At 42.1% G+C, this 12,604-nt stretch carries 17 protein-coding genes; 14 read left to right on the top strand and 3 right to left on the bottom strand.

Features of this window, described 5'->3' with window-relative positions; all coding sequences use genetic code 11:
• Positions 1 to 9 precede the first annotated feature (9 nt).
• From HWX15_RS09610 to HWX15_RS09585, 6 genes are all read left to right on the top strand, one after another.
• Positions 10 to 687, top strand: a complete 678-nt coding sequence (locus HWX15_RS09610; protein ID WP_175880995.1) for a tRNA (adenine(22)-N(1))-methyltransferase — start codon at positions 10 to 12, stop codon at positions 685 to 687.
• Positions 674 to 1,471, top strand: a complete 798-nt coding sequence (locus tag HWX15_RS09605) for a Nif3-like dinuclear metal center hexameric protein (protein WP_175880994.1) — start codon at positions 674 to 676, stop codon at positions 1,469 to 1,471. The genes HWX15_RS09610 and HWX15_RS09605 overlap by 14 nt, the downstream gene beginning before the upstream one ends.
• A 16-nt stretch (positions 1,472 to 1,487) precedes the next feature.
• Positions 1,488 to 2,591 carry an NAD(P)/FAD-dependent oxidoreductase gene (locus tag HWX15_RS09600; protein ID WP_175880993.1) on the top strand — a complete coding sequence of 368 codons (1,104 nt, stop codon included), beginning with the start codon at positions 1,488 to 1,490 and terminating at the stop codon, positions 2,589 to 2,591.
• 6 nt (positions 2,592 to 2,597) lie between these two features.
• Positions 2,598 to 2,756: a hypothetical protein gene (locus HWX15_RS09595; RefSeq protein WP_175880992.1), complete on the top strand. Its 159-nt coding sequence runs from the start codon at positions 2,598 to 2,600 to the stop codon at positions 2,754 to 2,756.
• A gap of 130 nt (positions 2,757 to 2,886) precedes the next feature.
• Positions 2,887 to 3,906, top strand: coding sequence for a UDP-glucose 4-epimerase GalE (gene galE, locus HWX15_RS09590; RefSeq protein ID WP_175880991.1), 1,020 nt, complete (start codon positions 2,887 to 2,889; stop codon positions 3,904 to 3,906).
• 1 nt (position 3,907) lies between these two features.
• Positions 3,908 to 4,873 (top strand): glycosyltransferase family 2 protein, encoded by a 966-nt coding sequence (locus HWX15_RS09585; protein WP_175880990.1) that lies wholly within the window; start codon positions 3,908 to 3,910, stop codon positions 4,871 to 4,873.
• Positions 4,874 to 4,923: 50 nt separating this feature from the next.
• Here the strand turns inward: HWX15_RS09585 and HWX15_RS09580 are convergent, their stop codons facing one another.
• On the bottom strand, positions 4,924 to 5,130 hold the full coding sequence (locus HWX15_RS09580) for a ferredoxin (protein WP_000705155.1): 207 nt from the start codon (positions 5,128 to 5,130) through the stop codon (positions 4,924 to 4,926).
• A gap of 57 nt (positions 5,131 to 5,187) precedes the next feature.
• On the opposite strand from HWX15_RS09580, the gene HWX15_RS09575 reads away from it, so the two are divergent.
• The 8 genes from HWX15_RS09575 to HWX15_RS09540 all read left to right on the top strand — a co-directional run bounded on the left by HWX15_RS09575 (position 5,188) and on the right by HWX15_RS09540 (position 10,775).
• A complete protein-coding gene (locus HWX15_RS09575) occupies positions 5,188 to 5,667 on the top strand; it encodes an SAG1386/EF1546 family surface-associated protein (protein ID WP_175880989.1) in 480 nt (159 codons plus the stop codon).
• Between the two features lie 8 nt (positions 5,668 to 5,675).
• A complete protein-coding gene (gene cmk, locus HWX15_RS09570; protein WP_175880988.1) occupies positions 5,676 to 6,347 on the top strand; it encodes a (d)CMP kinase in 672 nt (223 codons plus the stop codon).
• Positions 6,348 to 6,477: 130 nt separating this feature from the next.
• Positions 6,478 to 6,816: a zinc ribbon domain-containing protein YjdM gene (locus HWX15_RS09565; protein WP_175880987.1), complete on the top strand. Its 339-nt coding sequence runs from the start codon at positions 6,478 to 6,480 to the stop codon at positions 6,814 to 6,816.
• A gap of 2 nt (positions 6,817 to 6,818) precedes the next feature.
• On the top strand, positions 6,819 to 7,448 hold the full coding sequence (locus HWX15_RS09560) for a Pr6Pr family membrane protein (protein WP_175880986.1): 630 nt from the start codon (positions 6,819 to 6,821) through the stop codon (positions 7,446 to 7,448).
• Positions 7,449 to 7,572: 124 nt separating this feature from the next.
• The gene (locus HWX15_RS09555; RefSeq protein ID WP_175880985.1) at positions 7,573 to 8,724 is read left to right on the top strand and encodes an MFS transporter; all 1,152 of its coding nucleotides are present in this window, start codon (positions 7,573 to 7,575) and stop codon (positions 8,722 to 8,724) included.
• A 99-nt stretch (positions 8,725 to 8,823) separates the two neighbouring features.
• On the top strand, positions 8,824 to 9,573 hold the full coding sequence (gene truA, locus HWX15_RS09550; protein WP_175880984.1) for a tRNA pseudouridine(38-40) synthase TruA: 750 nt from the start codon (positions 8,824 to 8,826) through the stop codon (positions 9,571 to 9,573).
• Entirely contained in the window at positions 9,563 to 10,336 is a 774-nt protein-coding gene (locus tag HWX15_RS09545) for a bifunctional hydroxymethylpyrimidine kinase/phosphomethylpyrimidine kinase (RefSeq protein WP_175880983.1), read from the top strand. The genes truA and HWX15_RS09545 overlap by 11 nt, the downstream gene beginning before the upstream one ends.
• Positions 10,314 to 10,775, top strand: a complete 462-nt coding sequence (locus HWX15_RS09540) for an ECF transporter S component (RefSeq protein ID WP_000814989.1) — start codon at positions 10,314 to 10,316, stop codon at positions 10,773 to 10,775. Before HWX15_RS09545 ends, HWX15_RS09540 begins: the two co-directional genes overlap by 23 nt.
• A gap of 146 nt (positions 10,776 to 10,921) precedes the next feature.
• Here the strand turns inward: HWX15_RS09540 and HWX15_RS09535 are convergent, their stop codons facing one another.
• Together HWX15_RS09535 and HWX15_RS09530 are read right to left on the bottom strand one after the other, a co-directional pair.
• On the bottom strand, positions 10,922 to 11,395 hold the full coding sequence (locus tag HWX15_RS09535) for a GNAT family N-acetyltransferase (RefSeq protein ID WP_175880982.1): 474 nt from the start codon (positions 11,393 to 11,395) through the stop codon (positions 10,922 to 10,924).
• Between the two features lie 110 nt (positions 11,396 to 11,505).
• On the bottom strand, positions 11,506 to 12,588 hold the full coding sequence (locus HWX15_RS09530) for a M24 family metallopeptidase (RefSeq protein WP_173254851.1): 1,083 nt from the start codon (positions 12,586 to 12,588) through the stop codon (positions 11,506 to 11,508).
• Between the last annotated feature and the right edge of the window lie 16 nt (positions 12,589 to 12,604).

Genomic DNA, 12,604 nt, shown 5'->3' with positions numbered 1-12,604 from the left:
TGAGAGAGAATGATTTCAAAGAGATTAGAATTAGTGGCTTCCTTTGTGACACAGGGAGATATTTTACTAGATGTGGGGAGTGACCATGCTTATTTGCCTATCGAGTTAGTCGAAAGAGGAAAAATCGAAAGTGCCATTGCAGGTGAGGTCGTAGAAGGTCCCTACCAGTCCGCGGTTAAAAATGTTGAGGCTCACGGCCTAAAGGAGAAAATCCAGGTTCGTTTAGCCAATGGCTTGGCAGCTTTTGAAGAGACTGACCAAGTGTCTGTCATTACCATTGCTGGTATGGGTGGTCGTTTGATTGCTAGGATATTGGAAGAAGGCTTGGACAAGTTAGCTAATGTAGAACGATTGATCCTCCAGCCCAATAATCGTGAAGACGACTTGCGTATTTGGCTACAAGAGAACGGATTTCAGATTGTAGCTGAAAGCATCTTAGAAGAAGCTGGCAAGTTTTACGAGATTTTGGTGGTGGAAGCAGGACAAATGAAACTATCAGCCAGTGATGTTCGATTTGGATCTTTCTTGTCCAAAGAAGTCAGCCCAGTCTTTGTCCAAAAATGGCAAAAAGAAGCTGTTAAGCTAGAGTTTGCCCTCGGACAAATCCCAGAAAAAAATATAGAGGAGCGTCAAGTTTTAGTAGATAAAATTCAAGCCATCAAGGAGGTTCTCCATGCTAGCAAGTGAAGTAATTAACGCATATGAAGCCTTTTGCCCTCAGGAATTTTCCATGGAGGGAGACAGCCGTGGTCTGCAAATTGGCACTTTGGACAAGGATATCCAAAGGGTCATGGTGGCTCTCGATATTCGTGAAGAGACGGTGGCAGAGGCCATTGAAAAGGGTGTGGACTTGATTATCGTCAAGCACGCGCCGATTTTTCGTCCCATCAAGGATTTGGTAGCTAGCCGTCCACAAAATCAGATTTACATTGATCTCATCAAGCATGACATCGCAGTTTATGTCAGCCATACCAATATTGACATCGTTGAAAATGGCCTCAATGATTGGTTCTGTCAGATGCTAGGTATTGAGGAAACGTCTTATCTGCAGGAAACAGGCCCAGAACGTGGAATTGGTCGTATTGGGAATATTCAGACTCAGACATTTGGGGAATTGGCCCAGCATGTCAAGCAAATCTTTGGTTTAGATAGTCTTCGAATGGTGCATTATCAAGAGAATGACTTGCAGAAACCTATTTCAAGAGTGGCCATCTGTGGTGGAAGCGGGCAGTCTTTCTATAAGGATGCTTTAGCTAAGGGAGCTGATGTCTATATCACTGGTGACATCTACTACCATACTGCTCAGGATATGCTGTCTGATGGTTTGTTGGCATTGGATCCAGGTCACTATATTGAAGTGCTTTTTGTGGAAAAAATTGCAGAGCTTCTTAATCAATGGAAAGGAGAAAAGGGCTGGACAATCGATATTGTACCTAGTCAAGCATCGACCAATCCTTTCCACCATATCTAGTTAGAAAGTGAAAACAATGAAAAAAGTTGCTATTATCGGAGCAGGAATTGTGGGAGCAACAGCTGCCTACTACCTCTCGAAAGAAAGTGACCTAGAGGTGACCGTTTTTGACCATGGACAGGGTCAGGCAACCAAGGCTGCAGCAGGAATTATCAGTCCTTGGTTTTCCAAACGCCGCAATAAAGCTTGGTACAAGATGGCGCGCTTGGGGGCTGATTTTTATGTGGATTTATTGGCTGATTTAGAGAAGTCAGGACAAGAGATCGACTTTTACCAGCGTTCGGGAGTCTTTCTCCTGAAAAAGGATGAAACTAAGTTGGAAGAACTCTATCAACTAGCCCTCCAGCGCAGAGAAGAATCTCCCTTGATAGGGCAATTAGCCATTCTGGACCCAGCATCAGCTAATGAATTATTCCCTGGCTTACAGGGATTTGACCGCTTGCTCTATGCTTCTGGTGGAGCGAGAGTAGATGGTCAACTCTTAGTGACTCGTTTGCTGGAAGCCAGTCAGGTTAAGCTGGTCAAAGAAAAAGTGACTCTGACACCTTTAGCATCAGGTTACCAGATTGGTGAAGAGGTGTTTGATCAGGTTATTTTGGCGACGGGAGCTTGGTTGGGGGATATGTTAGAACCCTTGGGTTATGCTGTGGATGTCCGTCCTCAAAAAGGACAACTCCGAGATTATCAGCTTGCCCAAGATATAGAATCATACCCTGTTGTTATGCCAGAAGGGGAGTGGGATTTGATTCCTTTTGCAGGTGGGAAATTGTCTCTAGGTGCTACTCATGAAAATGATATGGGATTTGATTTGACGGTGGATGAAATCTTACTCCAGCAAATGGAGGAAGCTGCCTTGCCTCACTACCCAGTTTTAGCTAAAGCGACTTCAAGGGCTGAGCGTGTGGGAATCCGAGCCTATACCAGTGATTTCTCGCCCTTCTTTGGGCAGGTGCCAGAATTGGCAGGTGTCTATGCTGCTAGTGGACTAGGTTCATCAGGACTCACAACTGGTCCTATCATTGGTTACCACCTAGCTCAACTGGTCAAAAGCAGGGAAATGACCTTAGACCCAGCAAACTACCCAATTGAAAACTATGTCAAACGAGTAAAAAGCGAATAATACTCAATGAAAATCAAAGAACAAACTATGAAACTAGCCACGGGCTGCTCAAAGCACTGCTTTGAGGTTGTGGATAGAACTGACGAAGTCAGCTCAAAACACTGTTTTGAGGTTGTGGATAGAACTGACGAAGTCAGTAACATATATATGGCAAGGCGAAGCTGACGTTGTTTGAAGAGACTTTCGAAGAGTATAAGAATTTTACTGAAATTTTAGCCTCCCCCCTAGGATTGTAAATGACATTCCCTATCAAAAATGGTAAAATAAGAAAAAATCCGAGAATCGAGGAAAAAAGATGCAAGAAAAGATTTTGGTAACGGGTGGGGCAGGTTTTATTGGAACCCACACTGTTATTGAGTTGATCCAAGCAGGTCATCAGGTTGTTGTGGTGGATAACCTTGTTAATAGTAACAGAAAAAGTTTAGAAGTTGTTGAGAGAATTACAGGAGTTGCAATTCCTTTTTATGAGGCTGATATCCGTGATACAGATACCCTCAGAGACATTTTCAAACAAGAAGAACCAACAGGTGTTATTCACTTTGCTGGTTTGAAGGCTGTTGGAGAATCTACCCGTATCCCTCTTGCCTACTATGACAACAATATCGCTGGAACTGTTAGCCTTTTGAAAGTTATGGAAGAAGCCAACTGTAAAAACATCATTTTCAGTTCTTCTGCGACAGTTTACGGAGATCCTCATACAGTGCCCATCTTGGAAGATTTCCCACTTTCAGTGACCAATCCATACGGTCGTACTAAACTCATGTTAGAGGAAATTTTGACGGATATCTACAAGGCAGACTCAGAATGGAATGTTGTCTTGCTTCGTTACTTTAACCCAATCGGAGCCCATGAGAGTGGTGATTTGGGAGAAAATCCAAACGGTATTCCCAACAATCTCTTGCCATATGTGACTCAGGTAGCCGTTGGGAAATTAGAGCAAGTGCAAGTGTTTGGAGACGATTACGATACCGAAGATGGAACTGGTGTTCGTGACTATATCCACGTTGTCGATTTGGCTAAAGGTCACGTCGCAGCTCTGAAAAAAATCCAAAAAGGTTCAGGTCTAAACGTTTATAACCTTGGCACAGGTAAAGGCTACTCAGTTCTTGAAATTATCCAAAATATGGAAAAAGCAGTTGGACGCCCAATTCCTTACCGCATCGTAGACCGTCGCCCAGGGGATATCGCATCCTGCTATTCAGATCCTGCAAAAGCCAAAGCAGAATTAGGCTGGGAAGCAGAATTAGGTATCACCCAAATGTGTGAAGACGCATGGCGTTGGCAAAGCAAGCATCCAAATGGATTTGAAGACTAAGATGGTGATGTCAATCATTGTCCCCTGTTTAAACGAAGAGGAAGTACTTCCTCTTTTTTATCAGGCTTTGGAAGATTTGGTTCCTGATTTGGGAGCAGAAATTGAGTATGTCTTTGTCGATGATGGATCGAGTGATGGGACCTTGGAACTTTTAAAGGCCTATCGGGAACAAAATCCGGCAGTGCATTATCTTTCCTTCTCTCGAAATTTTGGAAAAGAAGCAGCTCTTTATGCAGGCTTGCAATATGCGACAGGAGATCTGGTGGTGGTAATGGATGCAGACCTCCAGGATCCTCCTAGTATGCTGCTTGAGATGAAAGCCTTACTAGACCAGAATGCAGACTTGGACTGTGTTGGAACAAGGAGAACTAGTCGGGAGGGAGAACCCTTCTTTCGCAGTTTCTGTGCTGAACTCTTTTATGGCTTCATGAAAAAAATTAGTCCAGTAGCCCTGCCGTCAGGTGTCCGTGATTTTCGCATGATGAGAAGATCCGTAGTGGATGCCATTTTAAGCTTGACTGAGTCCAATCGTTTTTCAAAGGGGCTCTTTGCCTGGGTCGGTTTTAAAACCCACTATCTGGACTATCCAAATGTCGAAAGGCAGGCTGGTAAGACCAGTTGGAGTTTTAGGCAACTCTTTTTCTACTCCATTGAAGGGATCGTGAATTTTTCAGATTTTCCCTTGATTATCGCCTTTGCGGCTGGTCTCCTATCTTGTTTCATTTCTCTGCTGATGACCTTTTTTGTTGTAGTTCGGACTCTCATTTTGGGCAATCCGACATCAGGTTGGACTTCTCTGATGGCTGTTATTCTCTTTCTTGGAGGCATTCAACTCTTGACCATTGGGATTCTCGGCAAGTATATCAGTAAGATTTATTTAGAGACTAAAAAAAGACCACTTTATCTCATCAAAGAAAAAAGTGACCTTCCTGATTTTACAGAAAAAAATAAAGTGAAAAGACTATAATTTTACATGGAAATGTGCTAAACTAGAGGGAGTGGATTATCGCCATTGATTTAGGCTTCTTGGTTTCCAATCAGGGCGCGAGTTGGGCAGTTTTTAACAGCCTCTAAGACATCCTGACTAGGAGAAATTTCTTTTTCCAGTTGGTCAGGGTCATCGTAAAAACGCACGATTCCATTATCGTGGTAATCAAATAAATCAGAATAAGTTTGGCAAAGTCCACAGGCGATACATCGTTCAGGTATAAGTGTGATTTTCATGTTCATGTTCATATTTATATTGTAATAAGAAAAGTAAAAAAAAACAAGGAGTAGGGTATGGAAAAAGAACCGTGGCAAGAAGATATTTATGATCAAGAAGAATCAAGAGCAGAGCGTCGTAAGAGAACTCAAGGCAGAGATGTGGTGGCCAATCGTGTCTTGACGATTTTAGCTAGTATTTTCTTTGTGATTGTAGTCGTGATGATTATCGTTCTCATCTATCTATCATCGGGGGGGAGTAATCGCACAGCAGCCTTAAAAGACTTTCATGATTCTGATGCAAGTGTAGTACAGATTTCATCTTCTAGTAGTTCAGAGCAGGCATCTTCTAGTTCAGAGGATAAGGAAGAATCATCTACTAGCTCAGAACATTCAACAGATCCAGAAGGAACGATAAAAGTTTTGGCTGGAGAAGGGGAAGCAGCTATTGCCGCTCGTGCAGGAATCTCCATTGCTCAGTTAGAGGCCTTGAATCCTGGGCACATGGCTACAGGGTCTTGGTTTGCTAATCCAGGTGATGTTATAAAAATAAAATAGGAGTTGATATGAAAACAATTCAAATTGCTATTGACGGTCCTGCTTCCAGTGGTAAGAGTACAGTCGCAAAGATTATTGCCAAGGATTTTGGTTACACCTATCTAGATACAGGTGCCATGTATCGTGCGGCAACCTATATGGCTCTCCAAAACCAGTTAGGAGTAGAAGAAGTCGAAGCCCTTCTAGCCTTGTTGGACCAGCATCCAATTAGTTTTGGGCGTTCAGAAACTGGGGAACAGCTTGTTTTTGTAGGGGATGTGGATATTACCCATCCTATCCGTGAAAATGAAGTAACCAATCATGTTTCTGCTATTGCAGCAATTCCTCAAGTGCGTGAGAAACTAGTTTCTCTCCAACAAGAGATTGCCCAACAAGGCGGGATTGTCATGGACGGTCGCGATATTGGGACTGTTGTATTGCCACAAGCAGAATTGAAAATTTTCCTAGTAGCTTCGGTAGATGAACGAGCAGAGCGTCGTTACAAGGAAAATGTTGCCAAGGGAATTGAAACAGACCTTGAAACTCTAAAAGAGGAAATTGCTGCGCGTGACTACAAGGATAGTCATCGAGAGACTTCGCCTCTTAAACAAGCAGAGGATGCTGTCTACCTTGATACAACTGGTTTGAACATTCAAGAAGTAGTTGAAAAAATCAAAGCAGAAGCTGAAAAAAGAATGTAAATGTAGAAAAGCCGATAGATGGATATCGGTTTTTTTCTAAATTTGTCAAAATGCTGATTTTAGGGTATAATAGTTGCTGTTCGAGAAATTTTGATTTTCAAAGAATAGTGAATGATGATAAGGAGAAACCATGAACAACCTACCAAATTGCCCACAATGTAACTCAGAGTATGTCTACGAAGACGGTGCCCTACTGGTTTGCCCAGAGTGTGCTCATGAGTGGAATCCTGCTGAAGTTGCAGAAGTAGAAGAAGGTCTTGTCGCTATCGATGCCAACGGAAATAAATTGGCTGATGGTGATACTGTTACCCTCATCAAGGACTTGAAAGTAAAAGGTGCGCTAAAAGATTTGAAACAAGGGACGCGCGTGAAAAATATCCGCATCGTAGAAGGCGACCACAATATCGACTGTAAAATTGATGGCTTTGGTGCCATGAAACTCAAATCAGAGTTTGTGAAGAAGATTTAAGTATGTCAAAACACTATAAACTTGTATTTTATAGCCGTATCTTCTTGTTTCTAGCGGCTTTTACGGGAGTTTATCTTGAAATTACCAAGCATGGTGGTTTTGGGATGCTTCTCTATTACACGGTTCTGTCCAACCTCTTGGTAACTATCTTTACCCTTTATCTTCTAAAGGTTATGAGCCGTGTAGGTGAAAACTGGCAAAGACCAAGTCTCTTGCGCTTAAAAGGTGGGGTCACCATGAGTATCATGATTACCTGTGTGATTTACCATTTCCTCTTAGCGCCTATTGCGACTAATTTCTATACTCTGGAAAATTTCCTTTGCCACTATATCGTTCCCCTTTGGTTTTTCGCAGATACCCTCTTTTTTGACAAACAGGGTCAATACAAGATTTGGGATCCAATTGTGTGGACGATTTTACCCTTGCTGTATATGATTTTTGCTCTTTTTAATGGCTTGGTTTTAAAACTCAATATTCCAAATGCCAAGGATAATCCTTTCCCTTACTTCTTTTTGAATGTGAATAAGGGTTGGGATGTCGTGTTCAAGTGGTGTCTGATTATTTTTGTTGCCTATATGGTGGCAGGATTTATCTTCTACTTTATTAAGCAAATCAAGAGAAAGTCATCCTAAGACACAAGGGATTCATTTTCGAGTTTGAGAAGGGGTCTGTATACTAATGAGGCTTCTTCTTTTCTTGCTTGTTTGCTAACTATCAAAAAAGTAGAAGATTAAGAGAAAGATAGAAAGAGATTTCATGAAACAATTTTTAGAACGGGCCAGTATTTTGGCTCTCTCCCTCGTTTTGATTACGTCCTTTTCGATTTCAAGTGCCCTGCCAGCCATGTTTGACTATTATCAAGGTTATCCTAAGGAACAAATTGAGCTTTTGGCGAGCTTACCTTCCTTTGGAATCATGATGATGTTACTGCTAAATGGTTTCTTAGAAAAAATATTTCCTGAGCGCTTACAAATTAGTTTGGGCTTGCTGATTTTATCACTGAGTGGAACGGCTCCCTTCTGGTATCAAGCCTATCCTTTTGTCTTTGGAACACGGATTCTTTTTGGTTTGGGTGTTGGGATGATCAATGCCAAGGCTATTTCTATTATCAGTGAACGCTATCAAGGAAAAACGCGAATTCAGATGTTAGGGCTACGTGGTTCTGCAGAGGTTGTTGGAGCTTCTCTCATTACCTTGGCAGTCGGCCAGTTGTTGGCATTTGGTTGGACAGCTACTTTCTTAGCCTATAGTGCTGGATTTTTGGTGCTGACCCTTTATCTGTTCTTTGTCCCTTATGGAAAATCAAAGAAAGAAGTCAAGAAAAAAGCGAAGGAAGCAAGTCGCTTAACTCGAGAAATGAAAGGCTTGATTTTTACCCTAGCTATTGAAGCGGCAGTTGTAGTTTGTACCAATACGGCTATTACCATCCGTATTCCAAGTTTGATGGTGGAAAGAGGGCTTGGAGATGCCCAGTTATCTAGTTTTGTTCTTAGTGTCATGCAGTTGATTGGGATTGTGGCTGGGGTGAGTTTTTCTTTCTTGATTTCTATCTTTAAGGAAAAGTTGCTCCTCTGGTCTGGTATTACCTTTGGCTTAGGGCAAATTGTGATTGCCTTGTCTCCATCCTTGTGGGTGGTAGTGGCAGGAAGTATTCTGGCTGGTTTTGCCTACAGTGTAGCCTTGACGACGGTCTTTCAACTGGTCTCTGAACGAATTCCAGCTAAACTCCTCAATCAAGCCACTTCATTTGCGGTTTTAGGCTGTAGTTTCGGAGCCTTTACGACCCCATTTGTTCTAGGTGCAATTGGCTTACTAACTCACAATGCTATGTTGGTCTTTGCCATTTTAGGCTCATGGTTGATTGTAACCTCTATCTTTGTTATGTACCTACTTCAAAAGAGAGCTTAGGATTGGTTTCCTAAGTTTTTCTTTTTGTGAATTTTGTACCCAGACAATTATAGATTTTATACCTTGTTACTAGACTATTTTCTTGATAAAATAGAGGTTATGACGAGATATAAAGCAACTATTTCCTATGATGGTTACGCCTTTGCTGGTTTTCAGCGCCAGCCTCATGCGCGTAGCGTTCAGGAAGAAATTGAAAAAACCTTGACCAGGTTAAATAAGGGGCAAGCTATTACTGTTCACGGTGCTGGTAGGACTGATAGTGGGGTTCATGCCCTGGGACAGGTGCTTCATTTTGACTTGCCTTATCAGATGGATGAGGAGAAGCTCCGTTTTGCTTTGGACACCCAGTCCCCTGAAGATATTGATGTGATTTCGATTGAGCTTGTGGCAGATGATTTTCATTGCCGCTATGCTAAGCATAGCAAGACTTATGAGTTTATTGTGGATAGGGGCCGTCCCAAAAATCCCATGCGCCGTCACTATGCCACCCACTTCCCTTACCCACTTGATGTGGAACGGATGCAGATTGCAATCAAAAAGCTAGAAGGAACCCATGATTTCACTGGCTTTACAGCCTCTGGGACTAGTGTAGAGGACAAGGTTCGCACCATCACAGAAGCTAGTCTCAGGGTTGATGAGACAGGCCAGTTTTTGACCTTTACCTTTTCAGGAAATGGTTTCTTGTATAAGCAGATTCGCAATATGGTGGGGACACTGCTCAAAATCGGCAATAACCGCATGCCAGTAGAGCAGATTGACCTCATCTTGGAGAAAAAGGACAGGCAGCTTGCAGGTCCCACTGCAGCACCAAATGGTTTATATTTAAAGGAGATTCGTTATGAAGAATAATCGTATTTTAGCACTTTCTGGAAATGATATTTTTAGTGGTGGTGGTTTGTCAGCTGATTTGGCTACCTATACCTTGAACGGCTTGCATGGCTTTGTAGCAGTGACTTGTTTGACAGCCTTGACAGAAAAAGGATTTGAAGTCTTTCCAACTGATGATACCATTTTTCAACATGAATTAGATAGCTTGTGTGATGTGGAGTTTGGGGGAATTAAGATTGGTCTCCTTCCTACTGTCAGTGTGGCTGAGAAGGCCTTGAACTTTATCAAACAACGTCCAGGAGTGCCTGTGGTTCTGGATCCTGTCTTGGTCTGCAAGGAAACGCACGACGTAGCAGTTAGTGAACTCTGCCAAGAGTTGATTCGCTTTTTCCCTCATGTCAGTGTGATTACGCCTAACCTCCCAGAAGCAGAATTATTAGCTGGTCAAGAAATCAAAACCTTGGAAGACATGAAGGCTGCAGCACAAAAATTGCATGACTTAGGAGCGCCAGCAGTCATTATCAAGGGAGGCAATCGCCTTAGTCAGGACAAGGCTATGGATGTCTTTTATGATGGACAGACCTTTACTATCCTAGAAAATCCTGTCATTCAAGGGCAAAATGCTGGCGCAGGTTGTACCTTTGCCTCTAGTATTGCCAGTCATCTAGTCAAAGGTGATGAACTTTTGCCAGCAGTAGAAAGCTCTAAGGCTTTCGTTTATCGTGCTATTGCACAAGCAGATCAGTATGGAGTGAGACAATATGAAGCAAACCAAAACAACTAAAATCGCCCTTGTATCCCTATTAACCGCCCTCTCTGTGGTTCTAGGCTATTTCTTAAAAATTCCAACACCGACAGGCATTCTAACTCTTTTAGATGCGGGTGTCTTCTTTACGGCCTTCTACTTTGGTAGTCGTGAAGGGGCTGTAGTCGGAGGACTGGCAGGTTTCTTGATTGACCTCTTATCAGGCTATCCTCAGTGGATGTTCTTTAGCTTGGTCAACCATGGCTTGCAGGGATTTTTCGCAGGATTTAAAGGAAAAACTCAGTGGTTAGGTCTTATCTTAGCAACGATTGCCATGGTAGGGGGTTACGCCTTGGGTTCTACATTGATGAATGGCTGGGCTGCAGCCCTACCAGAAATCCTACCAAATTTCATGCAAAATATGGTAGGAATGATTGTAGGATTTATTCTTAGTCAAAGTATTAAGAAGATTAAGTAAGAGGCTGTGGAGAAAGTCCTAAAAATCAGAAAAAACGCATAGTATCAGGTATTGAAAACCTTGATAGTATGCGTTTTATTGTGGGAAGATTTTTCTCATTTTTAGTGAAATTGAACTTTTTCTAACATCTTTTTATAGATTACTTCTTAATCAATTATCATTTCCATTGTTGTTTCTTGGGGTTTCATCCCTTGTCTTTGATAAAAGCGGAGAGCACCCTCGTTATCATTCCAGACACTTAGGGTTAGATTATGGCAGCCAATTTCTTTAGCATAATTGAGAGCGAATTGATAGAGTTGATCACCAATTTTTTGACCACGAGCATTTTGATCTACACATAAATCTTCGATAAAAAGGGTTTTGATTTCTTGGAGAACAGGATTATCTGTTTTATCTTTTATGGTACAAAATAGGTGTCCGAGAACTTGTCCCTTCTCATCTTCAAAAACAAAAATAGGGGTATGTTCTTGAGAGAGAATGGTTTGCAACTCAGAGGAACTATATTTAGTCCCAGTTTGCTTAAAAATATCTGGTCGAGCTTGGTGGTGAACCGTAAGGATTTGTTGTAATAAATCGAGTAATTTAGGAATATCTTCTTGTTTAGCTTTTCGAATAGTCATGAAATGTATCCTTAATTAAAAATATTTTTATTAGTTTAGCATAATATCAGAAAAATGATAATAAAATAGCCCCTAGATATTTTTAAAGGAAAGCATAGGGGCTATATAGTTTAATCAAAATAAAGCAAGTCTTTGCTGGTGCTTGTAAAGAGGTCAAAGCCGTCCTTGGTAACAACACCGCAGTCTTCGATACGGACACCGACTTTACCCGGGATATAGATACCTGGTTCAACAGAGAAGCACATGCCTTCTTCGATGACCATGTCGTTTCCTTCCATGATAGATGGGAATTCGTGGACATCCATACCGATACCATGACCAAGACGGTGGTTGAAGTACTCGCCGTAACCAGCTTTTTCGATGACCTCACGGGCAGCGCGGTCCACTTCATGGGCAGTCACTCCCGGCTTGATAAAGTCAAGAGCAGCTTGTTGGGCTTCGAGGGTCAAGTTGTAAATGTCTTTCTTGAATTGGTCTGGTTTACCAACAGCGACTGTACGAGTCATATCTGAAGCATAGCCGTTGACTAGAACACCAAGGTCAAAGAGGAGAAGAGCATTATTTTCAACCTTGTTTGCTGCTGGAATGCCGTGTGGATTTGCAGCATTATCACCAGTCAAGACCATGGTATCAAAACTCATTTCATAGCCTTCACGTTTCATAGCAAAGTCAATTTGGGCGATGATATCTGTTTCTGTCTTATCAAGAGAAATATTGTCAAAACCAACCTTAACAGCCTTGTCCGCATAGAGACCTGCAACCATCATTTTTTGCACTTCGTCAGCTGATTTGATGAGGCGCATGCGTTGGATACGAGGTGTGAGGTTTTCAAACTCAGCAGTTTCAAAAACGATTTTCAAGCCATGATATTTGGTCAAGATGAGATTGTCAAACTCAACAGCGACACGTTTGAAATCAAGCTGTGGAAGAGCGTGTTTCATTTTTTGCCATGGATTTTCAGAATCCACATAGCCCACAACTGGGAAGGAAACAGTGCTAGTAGCACGCTCAACTTCAAGGGCTGGGACAAAGAGGAGGGGTTCTTGTTCCGCTAGGACAAAAAGGAACATTTGGCGTTCATGGGGATCACTGTAAAAGCCAGTGAGGTAATTGATTGTGACGGGGTCAGATACGACAGCGACGTCTAGTTTTTCTGATTCAAGATATGTTACGATTTGTTGTAATTTAGACATATGCTACCTTCTTTCT

Source organism: Streptococcus thalassemiae, assembly GCF_903645285.1.
In the GTDB taxonomy this organism is placed as follows: Bacteria; Bacillota; Bacilli; order Lactobacillales; family Streptococcaceae; genus Streptococcus; species Streptococcus thalassemiae.
This window is presented reverse-complemented; position numbering and strand designations above follow the sequence as displayed.